25 protein-coding genes are annotated in these 25084 nt (G+C 64.8%); 8 read left to right on the forward strand and 17 right to left on the reverse strand.

Annotated elements, in window-relative coordinates; all coding sequences use genetic code 11:
- Window positions 1-28 precede the first annotated feature (28 nt).
- The 4 genes from arfA to leuS form a co-directional block, all read right to left on the reverse strand.
- Window positions 29-193 (reverse strand): alternative ribosome rescue factor ArfA, encoded by a 165-nt coding sequence (gene arfA, locus LU688_RS02840; RefSeq protein WP_023630277.1) that lies wholly within the window; start codon window positions 191-193, stop codon window positions 29-31.
- Between the two features lie 116 nt (window positions 194-309).
- The gene (gene holA / locus LU688_RS02845) at window positions 310-1347 is read right to left on the reverse strand and encodes a DNA polymerase III subunit delta (RefSeq protein WP_094012286.1); all 1038 of its coding nucleotides are present in this window, start codon (window positions 1345-1347) and stop codon (window positions 310-312) included.
- A 37-nt stretch (window positions 1348-1384) separates the two neighbouring features.
- Window positions 1385-1990: an LPS-assembly lipoprotein LptE gene (locus tag LU688_RS02850; RefSeq protein ID WP_094012285.1), complete on the reverse strand. Its 606-nt coding sequence runs from the start codon at window positions 1988-1990 to the stop codon at window positions 1385-1387.
- 62 nt (window positions 1991-2052) lie between these two features.
- Window positions 2053-4659, reverse strand: a complete 2607-nt coding sequence (gene leuS / locus LU688_RS02855; protein ID WP_094012284.1) for a leucine--tRNA ligase — start codon at window positions 4657-4659, stop codon at window positions 2053-2055.
- A 236-nt stretch (window positions 4660-4895) separates the two neighbouring features.
- On the opposite strand from leuS, the gene LU688_RS02860 reads away from it, so the two are divergent.
- On the forward strand, window positions 4896-5210 hold the full coding sequence (locus LU688_RS02860; RefSeq protein WP_023631398.1) for a hypothetical protein: 315 nt from the start codon (window positions 4896-4898) through the stop codon (window positions 5208-5210).
- Between the two features lie 123 nt (window positions 5211-5333).
- Window positions 5334-6095 (forward strand): YdcF family protein, encoded by a 762-nt coding sequence (locus LU688_RS02865; RefSeq protein WP_094012283.1) that lies wholly within the window; start codon window positions 5334-5336, stop codon window positions 6093-6095.
- A gap of 33 nt (window positions 6096-6128) precedes the next feature.
- Here the strand turns inward: LU688_RS02865 and lnt are convergent, their stop codons facing one another.
- From lnt to LU688_RS02905, 8 genes are all read right to left on the reverse strand, one after another.
- On the reverse strand, window positions 6129-7646 hold the full coding sequence (gene lnt / locus LU688_RS02870) for an apolipoprotein N-acyltransferase (protein WP_094012282.1): 1518 nt from the start codon (window positions 7644-7646) through the stop codon (window positions 6129-6131).
- 8 nt (window positions 7647-7654) lie between these two features.
- On the reverse strand, window positions 7655-8494 hold the full coding sequence (locus tag LU688_RS02875; RefSeq protein ID WP_023630352.1) for a CorC family transporter: 840 nt from the start codon (window positions 8492-8494) through the stop codon (window positions 7655-7657).
- A gap of 26 nt (window positions 8495-8520) precedes the next feature.
- Entirely contained in the window at window positions 8521-8994 is a 474-nt protein-coding gene (ybeY, locus tag LU688_RS02880) for an rRNA maturation RNase YbeY (protein WP_023630353.1), read from the reverse strand.
- The gene (locus LU688_RS02885; RefSeq protein WP_023630354.1) at window positions 8987-9985 is read right to left on the reverse strand and encodes a PhoH family protein; all 999 of its coding nucleotides are present in this window, start codon (window positions 9983-9985) and stop codon (window positions 8987-8989) included. The genes ybeY and LU688_RS02885 overlap by 8 nt, the downstream gene beginning before the upstream one ends.
- 167 nt (window positions 9986-10152) lie before the next feature.
- Window positions 10153-10698: a tetratricopeptide repeat protein gene (locus tag LU688_RS02890; RefSeq protein ID WP_031314991.1), complete on the reverse strand. Its 546-nt coding sequence runs from the start codon at window positions 10696-10698 to the stop codon at window positions 10153-10155.
- A gap of 187 nt (window positions 10699-10885) precedes the next feature.
- Window positions 10886-12169, reverse strand: coding sequence for a glutamate-1-semialdehyde 2,1-aminomutase (gene hemL / locus LU688_RS02895; RefSeq protein ID WP_038707284.1), 1284 nt, complete (start codon window positions 12167-12169; stop codon window positions 10886-10888).
- A 17-nt stretch (window positions 12170-12186) separates the two neighbouring features.
- Window positions 12187-12810 (reverse strand): thiamine phosphate synthase, encoded by a 624-nt coding sequence (thiE, locus tag LU688_RS02900; protein ID WP_038707285.1) that lies wholly within the window; start codon window positions 12808-12810, stop codon window positions 12187-12189.
- A gap of 14 nt (window positions 12811-12824) precedes the next feature.
- The gene (locus LU688_RS02905; protein WP_038707286.1) at window positions 12825-13622 is read right to left on the reverse strand and encodes a hydroxymethylpyrimidine/phosphomethylpyrimidine kinase; all 798 of its coding nucleotides are present in this window, start codon (window positions 13620-13622) and stop codon (window positions 12825-12827) included.
- Between the two features lie 265 nt (window positions 13623-13887).
- On the opposite strand from LU688_RS02905, the gene LU688_RS02910 reads away from it, so the two are divergent.
- The 4 genes from LU688_RS02910 (at window position 13888) to LU688_RS02925 (ending at window position 19809) form a co-directional block, all read left to right on the forward strand.
- Window positions 13888-15879 (forward strand): sensor histidine kinase, encoded by a 1992-nt coding sequence (locus LU688_RS02910; protein WP_094012281.1) that lies wholly within the window; start codon window positions 13888-13890, stop codon window positions 15877-15879.
- 100 nt (window positions 15880-15979) lie between these two features.
- Window positions 15980-17632: an acyl-CoA dehydrogenase family protein gene (locus tag LU688_RS02915; protein WP_094012280.1), complete on the forward strand. Its 1653-nt coding sequence runs from the start codon at window positions 15980-15982 to the stop codon at window positions 17630-17632.
- A gap of 77 nt (window positions 17633-17709) precedes the next feature.
- The gene (gene amn, locus LU688_RS02920; protein WP_023632409.1) at window positions 17710-19173 is read left to right on the forward strand and encodes an AMP nucleosidase; all 1464 of its coding nucleotides are present in this window, start codon (window positions 17710-17712) and stop codon (window positions 19171-19173) included.
- A gap of 6 nt (window positions 19174-19179) precedes the next feature.
- Window positions 19180-19809 carry a pseudouridine synthase gene (locus LU688_RS02925; protein WP_094012279.1) on the forward strand — a complete coding sequence of 210 codons (630 nt, stop codon included), beginning with the start codon at window positions 19180-19182 and terminating at the stop codon, window positions 19807-19809.
- 21 nt (window positions 19810-19830) lie between these two features.
- Here LU688_RS02925 and LU688_RS02930 read toward each other — a convergent pair whose 3' ends face one another.
- The 3 genes from LU688_RS02930 to LU688_RS02940 form a co-directional block, all read right to left on the reverse strand.
- Complete coding sequence (locus LU688_RS02930; protein WP_023631482.1) at window positions 19831-20034, reverse strand: DUF2788 domain-containing protein; 204 nt, start codon at window positions 20032-20034, stop codon at window positions 19831-19833.
- Between the two features lie 53 nt (window positions 20035-20087).
- The gene (locus tag LU688_RS02935) at window positions 20088-20564 is read right to left on the reverse strand and encodes an Lrp/AsnC family transcriptional regulator (RefSeq protein WP_011535815.1); all 477 of its coding nucleotides are present in this window, start codon (window positions 20562-20564) and stop codon (window positions 20088-20090) included.
- Window positions 20565-20876: 312 nt separating this feature from the next.
- Window positions 20877-22082 carry an MFS transporter gene (locus LU688_RS02940; RefSeq protein WP_160290985.1) on the reverse strand — a complete coding sequence of 402 codons (1206 nt, stop codon included), beginning with the start codon at window positions 22080-22082 and terminating at the stop codon, window positions 20877-20879.
- Between the two features lie 133 nt (window positions 22083-22215).
- On the opposite strand from LU688_RS02940, the gene LU688_RS02945 reads away from it, so the two are divergent.
- Together LU688_RS02945 and LU688_RS02950 are read left to right on the forward strand one after the other, a co-directional pair.
- Window positions 22216-22800 carry a TetR/AcrR family transcriptional regulator gene (locus LU688_RS02945; RefSeq protein ID WP_094012277.1) on the forward strand — a complete coding sequence of 195 codons (585 nt, stop codon included), beginning with the start codon at window positions 22216-22218 and terminating at the stop codon, window positions 22798-22800.
- Window positions 22801-22885: 85 nt separating this feature from the next.
- Window positions 22886-23719 carry a DUF6515 family protein gene (locus LU688_RS02950; RefSeq protein WP_046857260.1) on the forward strand — a complete coding sequence of 278 codons (834 nt, stop codon included), beginning with the start codon at window positions 22886-22888 and terminating at the stop codon, window positions 23717-23719.
- A 21-nt stretch (window positions 23720-23740) separates the two neighbouring features.
- On the opposite strand, the gene LU688_RS02955 is transcribed toward LU688_RS02950, so the two are convergent.
- Entirely contained in the window at window positions 23741-24610 is an 870-nt protein-coding gene (locus tag LU688_RS02955; RefSeq protein WP_023631923.1) for a cation diffusion facilitator family transporter, read from the reverse strand.
- A gap of 25 nt (window positions 24611-24635) precedes the next feature.
- Window positions 24636-25055: a hypothetical protein gene (locus LU688_RS02960; protein WP_023631922.1), complete on the reverse strand. Its 420-nt coding sequence runs from the start codon at window positions 25053-25055 to the stop codon at window positions 24636-24638.
- Window positions 25056-25084 lie beyond the last annotated feature (29 nt).

Consider the following 25084-nt stretch of genomic DNA (forward strand, 5'->3'; position numbering starts at 1 on the left):
ATACCATGCCTGCGCATTTCATGCCTTTTCAGGCGGCCATAAAGCAGGAAGCCTCCCAATCTCTCGATTGGAAGGCTTCGCGGCGGTAGCTGCCTTTGCCTTTTCCTGCCTGTTCCTGGCGGCAGCGGAACAGTGGTTGGGCGATGATCGACTTGGCCTTGTTGGGGCCGTGCTTCTTCGGCTTCTTGCTCATGGTGGATCCCCGATCTGTGTGGATTGCGGGCGCACTCTAGGCCTGTAGCGCTATGTGAGCCAATTGATTGTGTTTATGGCGTCAGGGCTCATCGCGGGCGTGACCCACGATGAGCCTTACTCGGCGGGCAGCGCCAGGCGCTGCCCGGCCATGAGCAGCGACAAGCGCGCCAGACTGGTCCATGGCGAGCCCTCGGCCTGGCCCTTGATCTGTGCATCGATACGCTGGGCATCCTGCAGGAGCATGGCCCAGCGCTGCGCAGAGAGGCGCTGCAAGGCTTTGCTCACCAGCGGACGGCGCTTGTCCCACACCGGCGGTCGGGCCTGGCTGAACGCCTTGTCCAGTGGCACGCCCTGGCTGAACTGCTGCGCGAGGCCGGCCAGCAGGCGCAGTTCGCGGGCAAGGGCCCAGAGAATGACCGGCGGCTCGACACCTTCGCCGCGTAGCCCCTCGAGCATGCGCAGGGCATGGGCCGCTTCGCCATTTAGAATGGCATCGACCAACCCGAACACATCGAAGCGGGCGCTGTCGGCAACAGCGGCCTGGACGGTCTCGACGGTGATCTGGTTGCCCTCGGCGAGCAACTTGAGCTTCTCGATCTCCTGGGCGGCGGCCAGCAGGTTGCCCTCGACCCGAGCGGCGATCAGGTCGATGGCGTCACGCTGGGCCGACAGCCCGGCCTGGGACAGGCGCTGGTTGATCCACTGCGGCAATTGCTGGGCGTCCACTGGCCAGATCTGGATGAACTGGCAGTGCGCGCCTTCGATCAAGGCCTTGCCCCACTTGGTTTTCTGCGCGCTGCCATCGAGCTTGGGCAGGCTGATCAGCAGTAGCGTGTCCTCGGCCGGGTTGGCGCAGTATTCCATCAGCGCGGCAGCGCCTTTGTCGCCGGGCTTGCCCGAGGGCAGGCGCAGCTCCAGCAGCCGGCGCTGGGCGAACAACGACAGGCTTGCCCCGGCCAGCAGCAGATTGCCCCAGTCGAAGTTGGCATCGGCGCTGAACACCTGGCGTTCGTCGTAGCCCTGCTGGCGCGCGGCGCTGCGGATGGCGTCGGCGGCCTCCTGGCACAGCAGCGGGTCGTCACCGCTGACGATGTAGACGGGCGCCAGCTGGCCTTGCAGGTGCTTGTTGAGTTGAGCGGGGGAGAGCTTCATGGCGAAGGGCGGGGCACCTCAGGTGCCCCGTTCAGGCTCAGGGAGCCGGGACTTCCAGCGGCGACTGCTGGGGCGTCTCGTCCTGGATACGCTGTGCCTCCTGGAGGGCGCGGGCTTCAGCCTTGGCGCGTTCGTCGGCCTTGTGCTGAAGGTCTTGCAGGCGCACCGGAGTCAGTTGCTGAAGGCGGACCATCATGCCTTGGACCAGGTCACGGCGCATTTCCTGACGGACCTGGACGGCTTCCTGGCCCGAGCCGTTGATGTTGTTGCCATCGTAGACGTAGTACTTCTGTACCTGCAGCTTGTCTTCCAGCAGTACCGTGTCGTTCTGGCCCTCGACTGTGTAATTCAGCACAGTGGTCAGCTCGTACTCGGCTGAGCGGCTGCCACCTGTATAGGTCGCGGCGCGCTGGCTCTCCTGCTCATTGGTGAGCACGAGCTTGTAGGGGGCGCCGTTGTACACTTTGACACCACTGTTCTGCAGCGTACGGCGCAGTTGGGTAATGGTCTCGCCATAGGCGTTGCGGGCGCTGAGGTCCAGCTCCTTGATGGTCAGTTCGGTAGTGCCGGTGCCGCGCAGCTGGAAACCGCAGGCGCTGAGCAGCACAGCCAGGCCCATTACCAGCAGATTGCGTTTGATCATGTGTGTTGCTCCCTCGTGGACCGATTACGCCCGCCGGCAGGATATGCAGGCGGGCGTTGCCATCAGTTGGCGACGATGTTGACCAGTTTGCCCGGAACGACGATGACCTTGCGGATGGTCAGGCCGTCGGTGAAGCGCAGGACATTCTCGTTGTTGCGAGCGGCGGCTTCGACTTCCTCGCGACTGGCAGCGGCCGGCATCTCTACCTGGCCACGCAGCTTGCCGTTGACCTGAACCACCAGCGTCACGGTGTCCTGCACCAGTGCGTTCTCGTCGACCGTCGGCCAGGCCGCGTCGATCGCCGCCTGGTCGTGGCCCAGTGCTTTCCACAGCTCATGGGAGATGTGCGGGGTGATCGGTGCCAGCAGCAGGGTCACGGCCTCGAGGCCCTCCTGCAGCAGGGCGCGGTCCTGGGCGGTGGCCTGTGGCGCCTTCTCCAGCACGTTCATCACGGTCATCACCTGGGCGATGGCGGTGTTGAACTTGTGGTACTGGCCCACGTCGGTGCTGGCCTGCTTGATCGCAGCATGGATGGCGCGACGGATGACCTTCTGCTCGTCGCTCAGGGCGGCGATGTCCAGCGTGCCCGGCAGGCCCTGGGCCACGTGGGCCTGGGCCAGGCGCCAAACGCGGCGCAGGAAACGGCTGGCGCCTTCGACGCCGGAGTCGGACCACTCCAGGCTCATGTCGGGTGGCGAGGCAAACATCATGAACAGGCGGCAGGTATCGGCGCCGTACTGCTCGATCATCGACTGTGGGTCGACGCCGTTGTTCTTCGACTTGGACATCTTTTCGGTGCCGCCGATTTCCACCGGCAGGCCGTCGGTCTTCAAGCGAGCGCCGATAATCTTGGCCTTGGCATCACGCTCGATCTCGACGTCGGCCGGGTTGAACCAGTCCTTGCCGCCGTTGCTGGCTACGCGGTAATAGGTTTCGGCGACGACCATGCCCTGGGTCAGCAGGTTCTTGAACGGCTCGTTGGAGGTGACCAGGCCTTCGTCGCGCATCAGCTTGTGGAAGAAGCGCGCATACAGCAGGTGCAGGATGGCGTGCTCGATGCCGCCGATGTATTGGTCAACCGGCAGCCAGTGGTTGGCGGCTTTCGGATCGACCAGGCCCTTGTCGTAGTTCGGCGAAGCGTAGCGGGCGAAGTACCAGGACGACTCGACGAAGGTGTCCATGGTGTCGGTTTCGCGCTTGGCCGCGGTGCCGCATTTCGGGCAGGTGCACTCGTAGAACTCGGGCATGCGTGCCAGGGGCGAACCGGCACCGTCCGGAACCACGTTTTCCGGCAGGGTGACCGGCAGCTGGTCTTCCGGCACCGGCACGTCGCCGCAGGATGGGCAGTGGATGATCGGGATCGGGCAGCCCCAGTAGCGCTGACGGCTGATGCCCCAGTCGCGCAGGCGGAACTGGGTGCGCGACTTGCCGAGGTCCTTGCGGATCAGCGCGGCCTCGATGGCGTCGAAGGCACCCTGGAAATCCAGGCCGTCGAATTCGCCGGAGTTGATCAGCTGGCCATGCTCGCCGTAGGCGGCCAGCCACTCGCTGCCGACTTCGTCGCCGACGCTGGTGCGTACCACCGCCTTGACCGGCAGGTTGTACTTGTGGGCGAATTCGAAGTCGCGCTCGTCGTGCGCCGGCACGGCCATGACCGCGCCATCGCCGTAGTGCATCAGCACGTAGTTGGCGACCCATACCGGCAGCTTCTCGCCGGTCAGCGGGTGCTCGACGAACAGGGAAGTGGCCATGCCCTTCTTCTCCTGCGTGGCCATGTCGGCCTCGGCGACGCTGCCGCTCTTGCACTCGTCGATGAACGCCTGCAGCGCCGGATTGCCCTGGGCGGCCTGGGTGGCCAGCGGGTGTTCGGCGGCGACGGCCACGTAGGTCGCGCCCATCAGGGTGTCCGGACGGGTGGTGAAGACTTTCAGGGTGCCCTCATGACCGATGCTCGCCTGGTCATAGGGGAACTGCACTTCCATGCCGCGGGACTTGCCGATCCAGTTGCGCTGCATGGTCTTGACCTGCTCGGGCCAGCCCGGCAGCTCGTCGAGGCTTTCCAGCAGCTCGTCGGCATAGTCGGTGATGCGGAAGTAGTACATCGGGATTTCGCGCTTTTCGATCAGCGCGCCCGAGCGCCAGCCGCGGCCGTCGATGACTTGTTCATTGGCCAGTACGGTCTGGTCCGCCGGGTCCCAGTTCACGGTGCCGTTCTTGCGGTAGATGATGCCTTTTTCGAACAGGCGGGTGAACAGCCACTGCTCCCAACGGTAGTAGTCCGGTTTGCAGGTGGTGACTTCACGCGACCAGTCGATGGCCAGACCCAGGCTCTTGAGCTGGGTCTTCATGTAGTCGATGTTCTCGTAGGTCCACTTGGCCGGGGCGACGTTGTTTTTCATCGCGGCGTTTTCCGCCGGCATGCCGAAGGCGTCCCAGCCCATCGGTTGCAGGACGTTCTTGCCCAGCATGCGCTGGTAGCGGGCGATCACGTCACCGATGGTGTAGTTGCGCACGTGGCCCATGTGTAGCTTGCCGCTCGGGTACGGGAACATCGATAGGCAATAGTAGGTGTCTTTGCCTGGCTGTTCGGTGACAGCGAACGATTGTTGCTCGTCCCAGGCATTCTGGGCGGCGGCTTCTACATCACGGGGCGTGTATTGTTCGTGCATGGCTACTTTGTATTGAGAGATAAGAGACATGTTCCAGGCAGCTCGGGCTTGCTGCGTCCGGCACTCCGGATCTGCAAGAGTGAACGCCGTAGCATACATGAGCGCCGCGCATCGTGGGAAACCCTGATTGCATCGCCCGCCGCGCGGGCCGTTGGTCGCGGCGCCCGGCCGCTTTTACGAGTGACGCTAAGCTCATTTGTGGGGGGAGATATTCTTACCTTCAATGAGGTGAACGGATGGGAGAGTCGCAACTAACCGCAAGCAAACCGGAGCTATACGAACGCCTGATCGACCGGCTGGGCCTGGCATTGGAAGTGGCCAGGACCTCGGTGCGATTGCGCGACGAGATGCCTGCCGAACTGGAGTTGCGTGGCCTGAGCCATGCCGAGTTCGAAGTCATCAAGGCCTACCTGGAATCCCTCCCGGACGGCCGCTTTGCCAGTGCCGGTGCCTACCCGCAACCGGAGCCGTCCTCGGCCAGGATCGTCTGGCTCAAGGACCGCAGGCGCCCCGGCGCCCCAGCCAGCTCCAGGACATTGCCGTCCCGATAGCCGTTCAGGGTTGCAGGCGCGGCGACGCGCCGGTTTTCGCAATGCACGCATCGATCGGCGCCGGTTGCCCTTGAGGCCCGGCGCCGATCCTCTTAGGCTGCACGCCTTCCATGGAGGTGTGTGATGCCGCTGCGCTTTTTCATCAAACAATGGTTGATGCCGCCCGGCGTCCTGTTCCTGTTGCTGCTTGCCGCTTGGTGGTGGCGCCGTCGCCGTCCACGCCTGGCCGCGGCCTGTTTCACCCTGGGGTTGGGTGGCTTGTGGCTGATGAGCTTGCCACTGACGGTCGAGCAAGTTGCCCGAACCCTTGAAACAGAGCCTGCGTTGGCGCTCGAGGGGTGGGCAGGCCTGGCCTCCAGGGCCGACGCCATCGTGGTCCTGGGTGCCGGGCGGGAGCGCGGCGATCCGGCCTGGGGTGGTCTTGATCAGCCAACCTACGTCGCCCTCGAGCGCATGCGCTACGCCGCGCAACTGGCCAAGGCCTCAGGGCTGCCGGTGCTGACCAGCGGTGGCTTGCACTATGGCACGCCGCCCAGTGAGGCCCAGCTGATGGCTGACCGCCTGGAGGCGGATTTTGCGGTAAAGGTTTCCTGGAAGGAGGAAGCCAGCCGCACCACCTGGGAAAACGCCGAGTTCAGCGCCAAGGTGTTGCAGCCGCTGGGTATCAAGCGGGTAGTGGTGGTGACACAGGCCTGGCACATGCAGCGCTCGCGCTGGAGTTTCGAGCGGGCCGGGTTCGAAGTGGTACCGGCACCGGTGGGGTTCCTGGGGAGGGATCATGCGCGGCCGTTCGCGGGATTGCTGCCGGAAACCCGGGCAATGTGGCAGAGCGGGCAGTTGCTCAACGAGGCGGCGGGCTTGGTGGGGTATCGCCTGTTCTACTAAGGACTGGGGCTGCGTAGCAGCCCCAGGGGTGCCTCAGACGGTTCGCGCGATGCGTCCGGCCAGCAAGGCCCAGCCCAGTAGCAGCACGCAGACGATCGCCAGCGGCCACGAGCGCCATTGCAGGTACGGCGTCAGTTGCTGCATCGGTACCACCTCGCCATACAGGACCGCCCGCTGGAACTGCGGGACCTGCGCGGTGATCCTGCCGAACGGGTCGATCAGCGCGGTCACACCGTTGTTGGTGGCGCGGATCATCCAGCGGCCGGCCTCCAGCGCGCGCATCTGGGCCATCTGCAGGTGCTGCAGCGGGCCGATCGAGGTGCCGAACCAAGTGTCGTTGCTGATGGTCAGCAGCAGGTCGCTGCGTGCGGCCAGGCTCGCAGCGAACTCGGGATAGACCACTTCGTAGCAGATGTACGGGGCAACCTGGTACCCCTTGGCCTGCAGCAGTGGCTGGTCCGCGGGGCCACGGGCGAAATCCGACATCGGCAAGTTGAAGAACTCGATCAGGCCGCGCAGCATGTCCTGCAAGGGCACATACTCACCGAAGGGCACCAGCTTCTGCTTGAGGTAGGTGCCGTCGCCTTCGCCGGCCACAGTGATGCCGTTGAAGTAGCGGCGTTGGTGGTGAACCATCTGCCGCACCGGCAACCCGGTGATCAACGCCGAATGCCGTTCGGCGGCGAAGGTGCCCATCATGTCGATGTAGCCCTGGGCCTGGTCCTTGAGTACCGGCACGGCGGTTTCCGGCCAGATCAGCAGATCGACGGGCTTCGAGCTGAAGCTCATGTCACGGTACAGCGCCAGTTGCGCATTCACGTGTGCCGGGTCCCACTTCAGATCCTGTTCGACGTTGCCTTGCAGGGCAGCGACCTTCAGTGGATCGCCCGCCGGTTGCGTCCAGGCATGATCCTTCAGAGCCAGGCCAATAATCCAAGGCGCCACCAACAGTGCTACACCAACGGCCAAGAACGAGCGGCGCTCGCGAAGGCGATGGAGGTTGCACAGCAGGGCCGCGGTCAACGCCAGAGCGAACGAGATCAGCCACACACCGCCCAGCGGCGCCAGGCCCGCGAGGGGGCCGTCGAGCTGGCTGTAACCTGCGTAGAGCCACGGGAAACCGGTGAGGAACCAGCCTCGGAAAGCTTCTTGCAGCAACCACAGGGCGGCAAAGCACAAGGCGTCGGCCAGTGGCGCCTCGTCACGCCGCAACCAGCGTGCCCAAAGCCAGGCGGGCAGGGCGAAGAAGAAGGCCAGGCAGGCGAAAAACGCCAGCAGCAGCAGGATTGCCAGCAGCGGCGAGGCGCCGCCATAGGTGTTCATGCTGACGTAGATCCACCAGGTGCCGGCACCGTAGAGGCCGAAGCCGAAGCACCAGCCCCGGCCCAGCGCCTGGCGCGGGCTCAGTTCGCGCAGCCCTGCATAGAACAGCGCGAGGGACAGCAGGGCCAGCGGCCAGATGTCGAAGGGGGCCAGGGCCAGCAGGGTGGAAGCGCCGGCCGCCATGGCCAGCAGGTTACCGGGCCAGCCGGGGCGGGTGATCCAGCGCATGTTCGTCCTTAACGGTTGATCGGTGTCAGGCGCAGCAAGTGTATCCGGCGGCTGTCGGCATTGAGAATGCGGAAGCGGTAGCCGCCGATCTCGGTGGTTTCGTTACGTTTGGGCAAATGGCCGAACGCACTCATCACCAGGCCGCCGACCGTATCGAACTCGTCATCGGAGAACTCGCTGTCGAAGAACTCGTTGAAGTTCTCGATCGGGGTCAGGGCCTTGACCAGGAAGTCGCCGCTGGGCAGCGGCTTGATGTAGCTGTCTTCCTCGACGTCATGCTCGTCCTCGATATCGCCGACGATCTGCTCGAGCACGTCTTCGATGGTCACCAGCCCCGCCACGCCGCCGTACTCGTCGATGACGATGGCCATGTGATTGTGGTTGGCGCGGAACTCGCGCAGCAGCACGTTCAGGCGCTTGGACTCGGGCACGAAGGTAGCCGGGCGCAGCAGATCCTTGATGTTGAAGCTGTCGCCATTCTCCTTGAGGATCAGCGGCAGCAGGTCCTTGGCGAGCAGGATGCCGAGCACATCGTCGTGGCTCTCGCCAATCACCGGGTAGCGCGAGTGCGCGGCATCGATAACTGCCGGCAGGAACTCGCGGGGCGACTGGTTGGCCTTGATGCTGATCATCTGCGAACGCGGCACCATGATGTCGCGCACCTGCAGGTCGGCGACCTGGATGGCGCCTTCGACGATGGTCAGCGCTTCGCTGTCGAGCAGCTTGTTCTGATGGGCTTCGCGCAGCAGCTCGAGGAGCTCCTGGCGGTTTTTCGGCTCATGGGCAAAAGCCTGGGTCAGCTTACCCAACCAGGACTTTTGCCCGTTGCTCGATCGGTCTTCGCTCATGGCGGTTACTCGTGATCCTTGCAGTATCAGTGTGTGATTGTTTCGGTTTCGTCGTCGGCGTAAGGGTCCGGATGACCCAGTTCCGCCAGCAATTGCCGTTCCAACGCTTCCATTTCCTCGGCCTCATCGTCTTCGATGTGGTCGTAGCCGAGCAGGTGCAGGCAGCCGTGGATGACCAGGTGCGCCCAGTGCGCCTCCAGGGATTTGCCCTGTTCGGCGGCCTCGCGCTCGACCACTGGCACGCAGATCACCAGGTCACCCAACAGCGGGATATCGAGCAACTCGTCCGGGACGTCGGCGGGGAATGACAGCACGTTGGTGGCGTAGTCCTTGTGCCGGTAGGTGTGGTTCAGCTCGCGGCCTTCGGCGGCGTCGACCAGGCGAATGGTCATTTCCGAGTCGGCGCTGCGCTGGCGCAGGGCAAGTTCGCACCATCGGCGGAAGGCGGCGTCATCCGGGGCAGCGGCGTCCGTGGCCCGTTGCAGGTCGAGTTCAAGCATCTTTGCCGGGTGCCTCGGGCTTGGACTGACGGGCTTCGAAGCGGTCGTAGGCTTCGACGATACGCTGCACCAACGGGTGGCGTACCACGTCCTTTGGCTGGAAATGGGTGAAGCTGATGCCTGGCACGTCCTTGAGCACCTCGATCACATGGGCCAGGCCCGACTTGGTGCCGCGGGGCAGGTCGACCTGGGTGATGTCACCGGTGATCACCGCGGTCGAGCCAAAGCCGATGCGGGTGAGGAACATCTTCATCTGTTCGAGCGTGGTGTTCTGACTCTCGTCGAGGATGATGAAGCTGTTGTTCAGGGTGCGGCCGCGCATGTAGGCCAGCGGAGCGATCTCGATCACCTGGCGCTCGATCAGTTTGGCCACGTGCTCGAAGCCAAGCATCTCGTAAAGTGCGTCGTAGAGCGGGCGTAGGTACGGGTCGATCTTTTGGGCCAGGTCGCCGGGCAGGAAACCGAGCTTTTCGCCGGCCTCGACCGCCGGGCGCACCAGCAAGATGCGGCGCACCTGCTCGCGCTCCAGCGCATCGACCGCGCAGGCTACGGCCAGGTAGGTCTTGCCGGTACCGGCCGGGCCGATGCCGAAGTTGATGTCGTTGGCCAGGATTTCCTTGACGTAGCGCTGCTGGTTGACGCCGCGTGGGCGAATGTTGCCCTTGCGCGTGCGCAGCGAGACGCTGACCTCGTTGACAGCCGGATTCTCGAGGCTCTCAACCGCCGATTCCTGAAGATAAAGGTGGACCGTTTCCGGCGACAGGTCGGTTGCCTTGGTCTCGCGATAGAGGCGGCGCAGCAGCTGTTCGGCGGCAGAAGTGGTCTTGGGTTCTCCAATCAGTTCGAACTGATTGCCGCGGTTGCGGATCTCGATGGCCAGGCGTTGTTCGATCAGGCGCAGGTGCTCGTCGAACTGGCCGCACAGGTTGGCGAAACGGTGGGCCTCGAAGGGTTCGAGGATGAAGCGATGGGGTTGTATGGGTGCGTTCAAGGTCGTTTTTAGCCGCTCGACGGCAATGAATGTGAACTCAAGAATAACCCTAGAGTGGCAGTGGCGAAAGCACTGAAACGATCAAGGGTCGGTGCGAAGCGTCCTCGAGCATGGCGGGGCAAGCTGACGAATTGATGATAGGGGCCAGCTACAGGCAGGGCAATGGTTCAGGGAAGGGGAGAGAAAGGGGTGCGCCCTTCGGCATTCTGCAGTTCCAGCAGGTATTTGCGGAAGATCTGGCCGAGTACCTGGGTAGCGTGCTCGAGTTCGTCGCGGGGCATTTGCTCGGTGACTTCGTCAGCCATGTCCAGCGCGTCCTCGGCACCGTTGACCGCGGCGATCTTGAGCAGTATGTAGGCTTGGACGTTGTTCGCCTTGACCCCTTCACCGTGGAAGAACATCGATCCGAGGCGGTACTGTGCCTGCGCCTGGCCTTGCAGCGAGGCTTTCTCGAACCATTTGAGCGCGTTGTCGAGTTGACGCGGTGTGCCGCTGTAGTAGAACTCGCCCAGCTCGTACTGCGCTTCGGCATCCCCTGACTGCGCGATTTGCTCACAGGCCTTGAGGGCATTTTGCAGGTCTTCGGGCGCGGTATCGAGGGCGCAGCGGCCCGTCGCCGGAATCAGCAACGAATTACCGCCCTCTGCCAGTGCCAGCAGGGGCTGAAGAAGCAACAGGCAGCCCAGGGTCAGGGCGCGGCCGGTGCGGTTCATGGGGATCGACTTACCTCTGCAAAGCTGCGGCCAATGTCTCTGGTGGCACATTATGGGATAAGCAGCGCCTACCTTACAAAGATTTACGCGAATTTCTACAGCACAATGGGACGCGTCGGGTTGTGATGGGTGTCACAGGCTTGCCTGGCTCTGCCTGATCGCAATCAGGCAGAGCCAGGCACATCCTTTACTTCAGCTTGGCAAATGCCCGCTCGGCAGCATCCAGGGTGATCTGCAGCTCCTTGTCACCATGGGCGATTGAGGTGAAGCCCGCCTCGAATGCGCTTGGCGCCAGGTAAACGCCGCCTTCGAGCATCAGATGGAAGAAGCGCTTGAAGCGTTCGGCATCGCTGGCCATCACGTCGTCGAAGGTGACGATATCGTCGGCGCCGCTGAAGTACAGGCCAAACATGGCGCCCGCCTGGGTGGTTACGAACGGGATACCGGCAGCGTCGGCACGCTGTTGCAGGCCATCGAGCATGCGGCTGGTGAAGGCACTCAGCTCGTCATGGAAGCCCGGGCGGCTGATCAGCTTCAGGGTGGTCAGGCCGGCGGCCATGGCCAACGGATTGCCCGACAGGGTACCGGCCTGGTAGACCGGGCCCAGCGGGGCGATGCAGCCCATGATCTCGCGCTTGCCTCCGAAGCAGCCGACCGGCATGCCGCCGCCGACGATCTTGCCGAAGGTCGACAGGTCGGGGGTGATGCCGTAGTGGCCTTGGGCACCGCCAAGGGAGACGCGGAAGCCGGTCATCACCTCGTCGAAGATCAGTACCACGCCGTGTTTGTCGCACAATGCGCGCAGGCCTTCGAGGAAGCCCGGCGCCGGCGGCACGCAGTTCATGTTGCCGGCCACCGGCTCGACGATGATGCAGGCCACGGTCTGGCCGACGTCGGCCAGGGTCTTCTCGACCGCGGCGATGTCGTTGAACGGTAGGGTCAGGGTGTGCTTGGCGAAGTCCGCCGGCACCCCGGCCGAGCTTGGCACACCCTGGGTCAGCAGGCCGGAGCCGGCCTTGACCAGCAGGCTGTCGGAGTGACCGTGGTAGCAGCCTTCGAACTTGATGATGGCGTCACGGCCGGTGTAGCCACGGGCCAGGCGGATGGCGCTCATGGTCGCTTCGGTGCCGGAGCTGACCATGCGCACCATCTCCATCGACGGCACGATCGAGCAGACCAGGTCGGCCATCTCGGTTTCCATGGCGGTCGGCGCGCCGTAGGACAAACCGTGCTCCAACTGCTTGCGTACGGAGTCCAGCACGTCCGGATGGGCATGGCCGAGGATCATCGGGCCCCAGGAACCGACATAGTCGACGTAGCGCTTGTCGTCTTCATCGATGACGTAGGCGCCTTCGGCGTGCTTGAAGAACAGTGGGGTGCCGCCGACGCTCTTGAAGGCGCGCACCGGCGAGTTGACGCCACCGGGGATGTGTTTCTGGGCTTGGGCGAACAGGGCTTCGGAACGGGACATGGGATCTTCTCTCGAAATCAGCAAGCGAACAGGGCATTGAAGGCGCGGGCGCGGCGGGTGACTTCCTGCGCGCTGTCGGCACCGAACAGGCCGTGGATCACCGCCAGCAGGTCGGCGCCATGGGCGACTAGCGGGGCGGCGTTGTCGAGGGTGATGCCGCCGATCACCGCGATCGGCAGCTTGACCTGGGCGCGGGCCTGCTCCAGCAGATCGACGCTGGCGGCGGGCGCACCCGGTTTGGTGACGGAATTGAAGAAGCGACCGAAGGCGACATAGCTGGCGCCCTCGTTGGCGGCCTGCTGCGCGAGGTCGAGGCTGGCGTGGCAGGTCGAGCCGATGATCGCCTGGCGGCCGAGCAGGGCGCGGGCCGGCGTGAGCGGGCCATCGGTCTGGCCGAGGTGCACGCCAACGCCCAGGCGGGCAGCCAGTTCGGCGTCGTCGTTGATGATCAGCTCGGTGCCGTAACGCTCACAGAGCGTCTTCAGCGCTTCGGCCTCGCGCAGTCTGGGGGCGGTGTCGTCGCTCTTGTCGCGGTATTGCAGCAGACGAACGCCACCTTCCAGTGCCGCTTCAACGTGGGAGAGGAAACGGCCGGCCAGCAGCTGGCTGTCGGTGATCGCGTACAGACCGCGGAGCTTCATCGGATGGCCTCGAGTCAGGAACAGAAATCCAGGGGCAGGCGGCGCGGCACGTACTGGCCCTTGCCCAGCTGCTCTGCGTCGCGCAGGGTGCGCCAGGTGTAGTCCAGGGCGCTGCGCACGGCGCTGGTCAATGCTTCGCCCAGGGCCAGGCGGCCGGCAAGGGCACTGGCCAGGGTGCAGCCCGAGCCGTGGTAGCTGCCCGGCAGGCGTTGGCAGGTCCAGGTGTGCTGTTGACCGTCGCGGCTATACAGGCGGTTGTGGATTTCCACCTCGTCGCCGTGACCGCCGGTTATCAACAGGTGTCTACAGAACGGCAGCAATTTCTCGGCGCACTCGTCTGCGGTGCCTTCGGGCAGTTCCGCCAGAATGCGTGCTTCCGGCAGGTTCGGCGTGGCGATGGTGGCCAGCGGCAGCAGGCGTTCGCGCAGCGCGTAGCCGACCTCGTCCTTGCCCAGGCGGCCACCGCCACCGGCGCGCAGCACCGGGTCGCAGACCAGTGGCAGGTGCGGGTGGGCGGCCAGCAGTTCGGCGACGGTGTCGACCATCTCGATCGAGCCGAGCATCCCCAGCTTCACCGCGGCCACCGTGGAGTCGGCCAGCACGGCGTTGGCCTGGGCCAGCACCCACTCGCGGTCGAGCACGCGGAAGTCGGAAACGTTGACGGTATCCTGCACGGTCAGGGCGGTCACGGCGGGTGCGGCGTGACAACCCTGGGCGATCAGGGCTTCGATATCTGCCTGCAGCCCGGCGCCACCACTGGGGTCGTGGCCGGAGAGACAGAGGACAACGGGGCGGGAGCTGTAGGTATTCATGGTCGGCGAGCTTATCACCAAACCTTTTTGTGCGGTTCGGTCGCGGTGAGAGATTTGCTGATCAAGTGGTCAGATTGGTTTTATTGGATATTCTGAAACGTGCGTTCTAGAGCCTCTGCTTTGAAATTGACAGTAGCTGCTGAGCAATGCTGGAGGCTATGCTAGAGTGCTCGGATAACTCGATGAACGGGTTCTGCCGGATCACGTCGTCTCAAAGGGAAGGGAGGCAACCGCGACGCGACCGGACAGGCCATGCTGGGGCTGTATGCGCTATTTGCTGATTGTGCTTCTGGGCTGCTTGCCCCTGCTGGCCGGAGCGGTCGAATTCGACGACGCCACCGGACGCTTGCCGCTGGGCCGCTACATGCAGGTCTATGAAGACCACGAAGGCAGCGCCAGCATCGCCCAGGTCAGTGCCGGTGCATTCGCCAAACGCTTCCATGCCCATCACGACGAGGTGCTCAACGCCGGCTATTCGACCTCCGTTTTCTGGCTCCGGGTCGATCTCGCCTATGCAGCCACACCTTCGCCAGCACCACGCCAGTGGTTGCTGGAGCTTGCCTACCCGCCGCTGGATCATCTGGAACTCTATCTGCCCGACGCCCAGGGCACTTATCGGCTGGCCCAGCGCACGGGTGATGCCCTGCCCTATGCCAGCCGGCAGATCCGCCAGAACAACTACCTGTTCGAGCTGCCACTGCGTCCCGGTCAGGCGACGACCGCCTACTTGCGTCTGCAGAGCGAGGGTTCGATCCAGGCGCCGCTGACCTTGTGGTCGGCTCAGGCTTATCTGGAAGACCAGCCCACGCGTCTTTATGTGCTGGGGATGATCTATGGCGTGCTGCTGGTGATGCTGGTGTACAACCTGTTTCTCTACCTCAGTGTGCGTGATGTCAGCTACCTGTACTACATCCTCTACATCGCTTCGTTCGGCCTTTATCAGGTCTCGGTCAATGGTGCCGGCATCGCCTACTTCTGGCCCGACAGTCCCTGGTGGGCCAACGCCGCCACGCCATTTTTCATCGGCGCCGCCGGGCTGTTCGGCTGCCAGTTCGCCCGGCACTTCCTGCAACTGGGCAACCTCAGCCGTGGCCTCGACCGCCTGCTGAAGGGGTTGATGGCTGGCGGCGCGCTGGTGATGGTGCTGGCGGTGACCCTGCGTTACGGCGTGGCGCTGCGCATGGCCACGCTGCTGGCGCTGTTGTTCACCGTGAGCGTCTTCAGTGCGGGGTTGTATGCCTGGTGGCGCGGCTTGCGCGTGGCGCGCTGGTTCATCATCGCCTGGACGGCCTTCCTCGTCGGCGGGCTGGTCAACACCTTGATGGTGCTGGGGTACCTGCCCAACCTGTTCATCACCATGTACGCCAGTCAGTTGGGCGCTGCGCTGGAAGTGGCGCTGTTGTCGCTGGCCCTGGCCGACCGCATCAACAGTTTGCGTGAGCAGCAGGCCCAGGCCCTGCGCGAAACCGGACGCACCCTGGAGCAGATGAACCTGCAACTGGCCCGCAGCAACCGGCTCAAGGACGAGTTCCTCGCCACCGTGACCCACGAGCTGCGCACGCCGATGAACGGCGTGATCGGTTCGCTGGAGCTGCTGCACACACTGCCCATGAGCGCCGAGCAGGCTCAGTACCATCGCACCGCCACCGGTTCGGCCCAGGACATGATGGCGATGGTCGACGATATCCTCATCCTCACCGAACTGCAGGCCGGGCGCCTGCGCAACCATGGCATGGCGTTCAGCCTACGGCGCCTGCTCCAGGAACTGCGGGCCGGTTATGCGAGCCAGGCGCTGGCCAAGGGCCTGTACCTGAGCCTGGACATCCCCGCCGACCTGCCCGACAGCCTGGTCGGCGATGCGCAGAAGCTCGCCCGCTGCCTGGCGTGCCTGGTGGACAACGGGCTGAAGTTCACCCACCAGGGCGGCGTTACCGTGCAGGCCCGTGGCCGGCGTACCGGACCTGACAGCCTGGCCCTGAGCCTCACGGTCAGCGACAGTGGCATCGGTTTCGACGACCTGGACCAGGCGGTGCTGTACCAGCGCTTCTTCCAGGTGGACGGTTCGATGACCCGGCGCTATGGCGGATTGGGGATCGGCCTGTCCATCTGCCGCCAGTTGAGCGAGTTGATCGGCGCCACGTTGTCCCATGAGTCCACGCAGGGGCTGGGCAGTCGGTTCGAGCTGACGCTGCCCCTGGCGGTGGCACAGGTGCAGGCTCCACCGGCGCGTGCCGCCTCGAGGCTGGACCGCTTCTGAACAGAGGTGCCCCCGATGTAGTCCGTTTTGTCACTTTGACTGACCGGCCCGCGGTGCTTCACTGGGTTATCCAGGCATGAACGGATCCAGGAGGCCCACGATGAACCTGCACCAGTTCGCGGAAACCCACGAAGTCACCAACCAGCCGCCGTCCCTCGACGGTGCCAACCTCTACCGCCTCGACCAGCCCTTGCAGGAGTGGTCGCGGCGCTTCGGTGCCGGCTGGGCCGAGTCGCGGATCGACGCCTACGGCGCCCTGGCCGGTGGCCCGCTGATGGCGGCGGGTTTCCTGGCCAATGCCCACAAGCCCGAGTTCAGCAGCCATGACCGCTATGGTCACCGCATCGACCTGGTGGAATTCCATCCCGCGTATCACCAGTTGATGCGTACTGCCGTCGAGCATGGCCTGCCCTCGTTGCCGTGGGCGGAGCCACGAGACGGTGCCCACGTGGCCCGGGCCTCGATGACCTATCTGCACAGCCAGGCCGAAGCCGGTACCGGCTGCCCGCTGACCATGACCTTCGCCGCCGTGCCGGCCCTGCGCCTGCAGCCCGAGCTGGCTGGCTACTGGCTGCCCAAGGTCCTTGCCCGCGAGTACGACCCGCGCAATGTCGGCGACCGGCACAAGGCCGGCGTCACGATCGGCATGGCCATGACCGAGAAGCAGGGCGGTACCGATGTGCGCGCCAACACCACCCGCGCTTACCCGGTCGGCGCGCCCGGGCCGGGCCAGCCCTATGAACTGGTGGGGCACAAATGGTTCTGCTCGGCGCCGATGTGCGATGCCTTCCTTACCCTGGCGCAGACCGACAAGGGCCTGAGCTGCTTCCTGTTGCCGCGCCACCGCCCTGACGACAACCGCAACCAGTTCTATATCCAGCGCCTGAAGAACAAGCTCGGCAACTGTTCCAACGCATCCAGCGAAGTGGAGTTCCGTGGCGCCCTGGCCTGGATGGTGGGCGAGGAGGGGCGCGGCGTGCCGACCATCATCGAGATGGTGGCCATGACCCGCTTCGATTGCATGGTCGGCTCCAGCGCCTTGATGCGCCAGGCCTTGACCCAGGCCGCGCATCATTGCGCCCATCGCAAGGTCGGTGGGCGCGTGCTGGCCGAACAGCCCTTGATGCAGAACGTGCTCGCCGACCTGGCCCTGGAAAGCGAGGCCGCATTGGCCCTGAGCCTGCGCATGGGCCAGGCGCTTGATCGGCTCGACGACCCGCAGCAGGCACATTTCGCCCGCCTGGTGACAGCCGTGGGCAAGTACTGGATCTGCAAGCGCGCCCCCGGGATGATCAACGAGGCCGCCGAGTGCCTGGGCGGCGCCGGCTACGTCGAGGACAGCATCCTCCCGCGGCTGTACCGCGAGGCGCCGGTCAACTCGACCTGGGAGGGCTCGGGCAATGTGCAGTGTCTGGACGTGCTGCGCGCCTTGTCGAAGGAGCCAGGTGTACTGGAGGCACTTTTCACTGAGCTCGGGGATGGTCATGGCGACCCACGCCTGGCGGCGTTCATCGGCAACCTCAAGGGCGCCTTCGCCGATACCGGCGATATCCAGTACCGCGCCCGGCAACTGACCGAGGACATCGCCGTGGCGTTGCAGGCCAAGCTGTTGCTGGAGGCGGGCAACGCCACGGTGAGCGATGCGTTCATCGGCAGCCGGCTGGGCGCTGGCGGGCGGGTGTATGGTGCGTTGCCGCGCGGGGTGGATGCTGCGGCGTTGGTGGCCAGGGCCACGCCGGCGTGGACTGGGTAACGCCATCGCGGGGGTGTTTTTACCCTGCAACGCAGGCAAGATGGTGGTCATGCATTCCATAAGACAGGAAGCCCAGCGTGAGCCAAGCGTTTGTAGTCGTTGATACCCCCGAACAGGCCGTCGACCGTCTGGCGGCCTTGCATGAACAGGCCACCGGTGCCCTGAGCCAGGCCCTCAAGCGCTACCTGAAAGACCGCACCGAGCCCGGTGACGAAGAACGCGCGCTGTTTCGCTACCCGGCCCTGCGCCTCATCTATTCCAGCCAGGGCGAAGTCGCCGCGACCACCCGCGCTTACGCCAAGGTCCAGGTGGATGGTACCTACAGCGTCACCGTCACCCAGCCCGCGGCGTTCCGTGGCTACCTGCTCGAACAGCTGCGCCCCTTGATGCACGACTACACCGTGACCGTGGAAGTTGGTGTCAGCGAACAGAACATCCCTTACCCCTACGTGGTAGACCAGGGCGATGAGCTGGCGGGCAGCGGCATCACCGCGGCCCAGCTGGCACGCGTTTTCCCCAGCACCGACCTGTCGGCGGCCACCGACAACACCGCCGATGGCCTGTACGACTGGGAAAGCGCCGAGACCCTGCCGCTGGCGCTGTTCGACGCCGCCCGCGTGGACTTCTCCCTGCGCCGCCTGGTGCACTACACCGGCAGCGACTGGCGGCACATGCAGCCATGGATCCTGCTGACCAACTACCACCGCTACGTCGACCAGTTCATCGCCCATGGCCTTGAGCAACTGCGCGAGGATCCACGCTTCGTGCGCATGGTCCTGCCGGGCAACGTGGTCATCGAGAAGGGCATGGACAACGGCGAGGCCCAGGCGCTGGTTGCCAGCGTGGTCTGGCACCGCTACCAGATGCCGGCCTACCACCTGATCGCCGCCGACGGCGATGGCGTGACCCTGGTCAACATCGGCGTCGGCCCGTCCAACGCCAAGAACATCACCGACCACCTGGCGGTGCTGCGTCCGCACTGCTGGCTGATGATTGGTCACTGCGGCGGCCTGCGCCAGTCGCAGACCATCGGCGACTATGTGCTGGCCCACGCCTACATGCGCCGCGACGGCATCCTCGACCGGGTTGTGCCGCCGAACATCCCGATCCCGGCCCTGGCCGAGGTGCAGCTGGCGTTGCAGGAGGCGGCGGCGCAGGTCACTGGTGAGCGTGGCGAGCAGCTCAAGAAGCGCCTGCGCACCGGCACCGTGCTCACCTACGACGACCGTAACTGGGAGCTGCGCTGGGCCCAGGAGCGCCCGCTTATCAACCTGTCCCGTGCCGTGGCGGTAGACATGGAAAGCGGCACCATCGCTGCCCAGGGCTACCGACTGCGCGTTCCCTACGGCACCTTGCTGTGTGTCTCCGACAAGCCGCTGCACAGCGAGATCAAGCTACCGGGGTCGGCCAACGCCTTCTACAACCGCGCGGTCAGCCAGCACCTGAAGATCGGCATCGCCGCCCTCGACCTGCTGCGCACCGAGCTCAACTCGCTGCACTCGCGTAAACTGCGCAGCTTCGATGAGCCGCCGTTCCGCTGAGGATCCATGCCCCTGCCACCCCGTAGCAACCCGCGTCGCCCTGCGGCGCGACCCACCGGCCCGCGTCGCCAGCCCAAGGCGCCGCCGGCCGAGCCGCGCCTGATCCTGTTCAACAAACCGTTCGATGTGCTCACCCAGTTCAGCGACGGAGAAGGGCGCGCCACGCTCAAGGATTTCATCGACATTCCCGGCATCTACCCGGCCGGGCGCCTGGACCGCGACAGCGAAGGCCTGCTGCTGCTGACCAACGACGGGCGCCTGCAGGCGCGGATCGCCGACCCCAAGCACAAGCTGGCCAAGACCTACTGGGTGCAGGTGGAGGGCGAGCCGAGCGAGGAGCAGCTACAGCGCCTGCGCGAGGGCGTCGAACTCAACGACGGGCCCACGCTACCGGCGCAGGCACGCCTGCTCGAGGAACCCGAGCTGTGGCCGCGCAATCCGCCGGTCCGCTTTCGCAAGAGCGTGCCGACTGCCTGGCTGGAGCTGGTGATCCGTGAAGGGCGCAACCGCCAGGTGCGGCGGATGACGGCGGCGGTGGGGCTGCCGACCTTGCGTCTGGTGCGGGTGCGTATCGGTGACTGGACGATCGAAGGGCTGCAGCAGGGATGTTGGCGGGAAGTGGCGGCGAAGCTGTAGTCGCCGCCCAGGGTGGGGTTGTCAGACCCCTTCCAGGAACCCCACCACCACGCTCTTGATGATGAACGCCAGCACGCCAAGGCCCAGCACGAAGAACAGGATCAGCGTGCCGAAGCGGCCAGCCTTGGACTTCTTCGCCAGGTCCCAGACGATGAAGCCCATGAAGGCGATCAGCACGGTGACGAGGATGATCATCATCCATTCTTCGAATACGGCGGGATCCATCGGTTTACTCCAGGCAAGCACAAAGCCCGATCATACGCCGGGCGCGCAGGGATTCAACGCAGGTGGGTCAATGGCAGCTCAGTGCTGGCCAGTACCTGGTTGAGCACGAAGCTGGAGCGCACACTGGTCACCCCTTCGATACGAGTCAGGCTGCCCAGCAGCAGTTTCTGGTAATGATCCATGTCCGGCACCACCACCTTGAGCTGGTAGTCGGCGTCCATTCCGGTAACCAGGCTGCATTCGAGGACCTGGGGCAGGCTGCGGATCGCCGCCTCGAAGGTTTCGAAACGTTCGGGGGTGTGCCGGTCCATGCCAATCAGCACATAGGCCGTAAGGCTCAGGCCGAGTTTCTTGCGATCCAGCAGCGCTACCTGGCGCGAGATATAACCGTCGTCTTCGAGCTGCTTGACCCGACGTGAGCAGGGTGACGGCGACAAGCCGATGCGTTCGGCCAGTTCCTGGTTGGAGATGCGCGCATCGCGCTGCAATTCGGCGAGGATGCTCAGGTCGTAGCGGTCGAGCTTGCTCATGAAAAGGGCCTTTTCTGTTCAGATTGCGGCGAATTATCGATCCTGAGTGAAAAATTGCGCAAGCCCTATTTAACAGAGCAATCTTCGCAATCCTCTGCCCCGGCGTCTGCCCTATCTTTATCAACAGAATCACTGCCCGGACATCAGTCCACGGCGACGCGCCCTAGGCGGGCGGTCGCGGCCAGCGATCCAACAGGATCCGCCAGGCCCCCGGGCTACGCACTGTCCAGAAGACGGCGCGAGGTGAGCCGGTGCCACAAGTGCCGAGCACGGACGACAATTCCCGAAGGGAGGCCGCAAGGCCTCCCTTTTTTATTGTGCTGAAGATTGCACAGGCCTGGCCTGGCGGCGACTCGCCACGGCGAGCGCCGCCAGCAGCACCAGCAAGCCGCCGATCACGGCAATCATGAAGCCGCTGCGCGCTGTCGTGGCGTCCACCCATTGGCCGGCACCTGCCGCGCCGATGGCCACGCCGACATTCAACCCGGCGAGCAGCCAGGTCAGGCCCTCGGTCAGCTGGCGCTCTGGCACGCTGCGCTCGACCAGGGCCATGGCCACGATCATGGTCGGGGCGAAGAACACCCCGGCCATTAACACTGCCGCCGCGAGCTGGGCGATATTGCCGACCAGGAGCAGCGGCAGGGTGCTGAGGGTGGTAGCCAGCGCGCCGACCAGCAACTGACGGGGCTGCGACATCCGCCAGCGCAGGGTGCCGAACAGCAGCCCGGAAACGCAGGAGCCCACGGCATAGGCCGACAATACCAGGCTGGCGGCAGCCGGTTGCCCTTGTTCGCTGGCGAAGGCGACGCTGACGATGTCCACGGTGCCGACGATCATGCCCATTGCCGCCATCAGCAGCGTCAGCTGAGGCACCCCGTCGCATCGCCAGGCCGGCAGGTCACGTCTGGACGAGGTTTCGGCAGGGGCCACCGGTGGTTCGCTGCCGGTCTGCAGGGTCAACGCCAGGGTACCCAGCAGCAGTAACGCGGCAGCCGCCAGCAACCCGGTCTGGGGCCACAGCGCCACGCTGAGCCCGACGGCCAGCGGTGGGCCAGCAATGAAGCTGGCTTCATCGAGTACGGTTTCCAGCGAGTAGGCAGTCTGCAGTTGCGGCTGGCCACGGTACAGATGGGTCCAGCGCGCCCGGACCATAGCCGACATGCTCGGCATGCAGCCGGCCAGCAGGGCGGCGACGAACAGCAGCCAGTCGGCGCTACGCCACCAGGCGCAGGCAGCCATCAGCAGCAGCCCGAGCACGCTCAGCAGGCTGGCCCGCGGCAGCACGCGGCGCTGGCCCAGGCGATCCACCAGGCGTGATACCTGTGGCGACAACAGGGCATAGGTAAGCACGAAGCAGGCCGACACCGCCCCGGCCAAGGCATAGCTGCCGCGCCATTGCGCCACCAGCGTAATGATGCCGATACCGGTCATGGGCAACGGCAGGCGGGCCAGCAGGCCGGCCAAGGTGAACCCGAGGGTGCCGGTCGGGACGAACAAGTGTGCATAAGGGTTGGGCATGTCGCTTCCTCCGTGAGACGGCCCGCTTGCTGGCGGCAAGGCAGGACGTGGATAATACGTACAGTGCGTATGATTAAATATTCATACGAGTTGAATGTAAATATTCATACGGATTGTACGTAAAGGAGAGGCCATGGTTCGTCGCACCCGCGCCGAGATGGAAGAAACCCGCGCCGCCTTGCTGGCAATGGCCCGCCAGGTCTTCAGCGAACAAGGTTACGCACAGGCGTCCATGGATGACCTGACCGCTCGCGCCGGGCTTACCCGTGGCGCGCTCTACCACCATTTCGGCGACAAGCAGGGCCTGCTGGCGGCCGTGGTGGCACAGATCGATGGTGAGATGGATGCACGTCTGCTGGCCATCTCCGCATCCTGCGATGACCCCTGGCAAGGCTTCTGCCAGCGTTGCGAGGCCTACCTGCGCATGGCCCGCGAGCCGGAAATCCAGCGCATTGTCCTGCGTGATGCGCGCGCCGTCCTGGGTGCGGCCTCGCCTGAGGCGCAGCAGCATTGCATCGCATCACTGCAGCGGATGCTCAGCGGGCTGGTCCAGCAAAGTGTGGTTGCCGAGGCCGATCCCTGGGCGTTGGCGGCCCTGGTACATGGCAGCCTGTCGGAGGCGGCGGTCTGGATCGCCCAGGTGGAGGACGGCGATTCCCGCCTCGGCCAGGCTCTGGTTGCCCTGGAATTAATTCTGCGTGGCCTGCTGGCGCGCTAGGCTGTCGGCTATTTCATCTGCCGGTCGCGGTCTGCGCAGTAGACTGCGAACGGTAAAGGCGAGCGTTTTCATCGAGAGGAACAACATGAGTTCGCGCATCTGGCGGTTGGCAGGCGTTGGTTTGCTGGGCCTGGGCATCAGCCTGGGCGCCATGGCCGAGGGCCCCGGAGACGGGCATGACGGTCATGGCGGCCAGCAGGAGCAGGGCGGTGGTGAACGGCGCGGATCACCGCTCAATTCACGGGACGAAGTGCGCCAGACGCAACCGCCGCGCCAGGGCTACTACCAGGACATTCCCCGGCGTTACGGTGACAACCGTCACTGGGAGGCGGGAGGTCCGGGTCAGCGCCCCGGCGGCGATTGGTCGGGACGGCCCGATGGTCATGGCAATGGCTGGGGGCCAGGACCGCAGTATCACCCAGGGCACACCGTCGATCGCTTCCCGGACCGCTACTGGAAGGTGCCTTATCGTGGGCAGGACTACTTCTACTCGGGCGGGTATTGGTACCGGCCACATGGCGGCGGCTACGTGGTGGTCACGCCGCCTTACGGTGTGCGGGTCGGCTATCTGCCGCCCTATGCCCGCGAGGTGTGGTTGAGCGGTGCGTTGTTCTTCCTGGTGGCCGACACCTACTACCAGTACCTCGCCGACAGCCGCGAGTACGTGGTGGTCAACCCGCCCAGCGTTGCGCCTGCACCGCAGCAGCAGGGCAGTGGCTATGATGTGATCGCCTACCCGATGTACGGCCAGGGGCCGGAGCAGCAGGAGCAGGACCGCTACCAGTGCCACCGCTGGGCGGTGAGCCAGTCGGGGTTCGATCCGGCGACGGCGACCTATGCGCCGCCGGCCAATGTGGCGGACAACTATAGGCGGGCATTGGGGGCCTGCCTGAGCGGCCGCGGCTACAGCGTCAATTGACAAGTCAGTTGCGATAGCCGGCTACACCGGGTCGGCATGAACCATCACATCGGCCCGCGGATAGTGTTGGCGAATGACCTGAGATGCCTGCACGCACAATTCATGGGCGGCGTGCAGCGGCATTTCGCCGGGCAACTCAAGATGCAGCTGCACAAACCACTGGTTGCCTGACACCCGTGTGCGCAGGTCGTGTACGCCCTTCACGCCTGGTATCGCCAGCACTATTTCATGCATGCGCTCGCCGACATCGGCCGGCAGTTCCTTGTCCATCAGGATTGCCGTGCTTTCGCGAGCGATATGCAGCGCGCTCCACAGGATATACAAGGCGATCCCGAGGCCGAACAGGGCATCGAGCTGCGGCCAGCCGAAGCGGGCCAGCAGCAGCGCCAGGAGGATGCTGGCGTTGAGCAGCAGGTCCGAGCGGTAATGCAGCGAGTCGGCTCGCACGGCCGTGGAGCCAGTCGCCCGGATGACTTTGCGCTGGAATGCCAGCAACGCGAAAGTGAGCACCAGCGACAGCAGCATCACGGCGATACCGGCAGCGGTATCGCCCAAAGGCTCTGGCGACGACAACCGATCAACCGCCTGGACCCCGATCAGAACCGCGCTGACCCCGATGAACAGCGCCTGGGCCATGCCGGCCAGGGCTTCGGCCTTGCCATGTCCGAAGCGGTGGTCGTCGTCGGCGGGGCGCAGAGCGTAGTGAACGGCCAGCAGGTTAAGGAACGAGGCGGCGGCATCCAGCGCCGAATCGGTCAGCCCGGCCAGCAGGCTGACCGAGCCGCTCAGCCACCAGGCCACGGCCTTGCTCAGCACCAGGATGCAGGCAACGCTCAGCGACGCACGGGTGGCCAGGCGCAGCAGGCGTTGGTGTTCGGCGTTGGCGGTCATGCGCTATGAATCGTCCGTGGTCAGATCAGGCGGCGGGCACCAGGCCGTAGCTGGCCAGTTGTTCGACACTGCCACGGTGCTGGATCAGCCGTGGGTCGTTCAGCGGCAGGCGCTGGCCCAGTTCGCTCTCCAGGATAGCCTGCAGCTTGGTCCTGTCGACGTGGCCATCTGCATTGATCGCCGGCTTGAGCTTGGCCGGGTCGACCTGAGCGCTCTTGCCGCCAGGGTAGTAGATGGCACCGGTGGCAAAATCGATGCCGAAGGCGATCAGGCCGGGGAGCACGTAGAAGAGAATACCTATGGCATCCATGGCCGCCACCACAGGGTCGATCTTGCCTTCGATCTGGCCGCGACGGTCAGGGTAGAACAGGGTGCCGCAGGCCGTCAGCTGGGTCAGCAAGGTGGCGATGAGGGCGCCACCGATGACGCGGGAGGGGATGCGCATGTGAATCTCCGAAAGGTAACGACGATCAA

It is taken from the genome of Pseudomonas soli (genome assembly GCF_021283165.2).
GTDB lineage: Bacteria > Pseudomonadota > Gammaproteobacteria > Pseudomonadales > Pseudomonadaceae > Aquipseudomonas > Aquipseudomonas soli.

What these genes read in the sequence shown, in the direction of transcription:
- LU688_RS02950 (WP_046857260.1), top strand. Translation starts at nt 22,886, where the DNA reads ATGAGTTCGCGCATCTGGCGGTTGGCAGGCGTTGGTTTGCTGGGCCTG.
- holA (WP_094012286.1), bottom strand. Translation starts at nt 1,347, where the DNA reads ATGAAGCTCTCCCCCGCTCAACTCAACAAGCACCTGCAAGGCCAGCTG.
- LU688_RS02955 (WP_023631923.1), bottom strand. Translation starts at nt 24,610, where the DNA reads ATGACCGCCAACGCCGAACACCAACGCCTGCTGCGCCTGGCCACCCGT.
- LU688_RS02935 (WP_011535815.1), bottom strand. Translation starts at nt 20,564, where the DNA reads ATGAGCAAGCTCGACCGCTACGACCTGAGCATCCTCGCCGAATTGCAG.
- LU688_RS02925 (WP_094012279.1), top strand. Translation starts at nt 19,180, where the DNA reads ATGCCCCTGCCACCCCGTAGCAACCCGCGTCGCCCTGCGGCGCGACCC.
- LU688_RS02860 (WP_023631398.1), top strand. Translation starts at nt 4,896, where the DNA reads ATGGGAGAGTCGCAACTAACCGCAAGCAAACCGGAGCTATACGAACGC.
- LU688_RS02875 (WP_023630352.1), bottom strand. Translation starts at nt 8,494, where the DNA reads ATGAGCGAAGACCGATCGAGCAACGGGCAAAAGTCCTGGTTGGGTAAG.
- LU688_RS02960 (WP_023631922.1), bottom strand. Translation starts at nt 25,055, where the DNA reads ATGCGCATCCCCTCCCGCGTCATCGGTGGCGCCCTCATCGCCACCTTG.
- hemL (WP_038707284.1), bottom strand. Translation starts at nt 12,169, where the DNA reads ATGTCCCGTTCCGAAGCCCTGTTCGCCCAAGCCCAGAAACACATCCCC.
- ybeY (WP_023630353.1), bottom strand. Translation starts at nt 8,994, where the DNA reads ATGCTTGAACTCGACCTGCAACGGGCCACGGACGCCGCTGCCCCGGAT.
- lnt (WP_094012282.1), bottom strand. Translation starts at nt 7,646, where the DNA reads ATGCGCTGGATCACCCGCCCCGGCTGGCCCGGTAACCTGCTGGCCATG.
- thiE (WP_038707285.1), bottom strand. Translation starts at nt 12,810, where the DNA reads ATGAAGCTCCGCGGTCTGTACGCGATCACCGACAGCCAGCTGCTGGCC.
- LU688_RS02940 (WP_160290985.1), bottom strand. Translation starts at nt 22,082, where the DNA reads ATGCCCAACCCTTATGCACACTTGTTCGTCCCGACCGGCACCCTCGGG.
- LU688_RS02910 (WP_094012281.1), top strand. Translation starts at nt 13,888, where the DNA reads ATGCGCTATTTGCTGATTGTGCTTCTGGGCTGCTTGCCCCTGCTGGCC.
- LU688_RS02945 (WP_094012277.1), top strand. Translation starts at nt 22,216, where the DNA reads ATGGTTCGTCGCACCCGCGCCGAGATGGAAGAAACCCGCGCCGCCTTG.
- arfA (WP_023630277.1), bottom strand. Translation starts at nt 193, where the DNA reads ATGAGCAAGAAGCCGAAGAAGCACGGCCCCAACAAGGCCAAGTCGATC.
- LU688_RS02890 (WP_031314991.1), bottom strand. Translation starts at nt 10,698, where the DNA reads ATGAACCGCACCGGCCGCGCCCTGACCCTGGGCTGCCTGTTGCTTCTT.
- LU688_RS02865 (WP_094012283.1), top strand. Translation starts at nt 5,334, where the DNA reads ATGCCGCTGCGCTTTTTCATCAAACAATGGTTGATGCCGCCCGGCGTC.
- LU688_RS02915 (WP_094012280.1), top strand. Translation starts at nt 15,980, where the DNA reads ATGAACCTGCACCAGTTCGCGGAAACCCACGAAGTCACCAACCAGCCG.
- LU688_RS02930 (WP_023631482.1), bottom strand. Translation starts at nt 20,034, where the DNA reads ATGGATCCCGCCGTATTCGAAGAATGGATGATGATCATCCTCGTCACC.
- leuS (WP_094012284.1), bottom strand. Translation starts at nt 4,659, where the DNA reads ATGCACGAACAATACACGCCCCGTGATGTAGAAGCCGCCGCCCAGAAT.
- LU688_RS02905 (WP_038707286.1), bottom strand. Translation starts at nt 13,622, where the DNA reads ATGAATACCTACAGCTCCCGCCCCGTTGTCCTCTGTCTCTCCGGCCAC.
- LU688_RS02850 (WP_094012285.1), bottom strand. Translation starts at nt 1,990, where the DNA reads ATGATCAAACGCAATCTGCTGGTAATGGGCCTGGCTGTGCTGCTCAGC.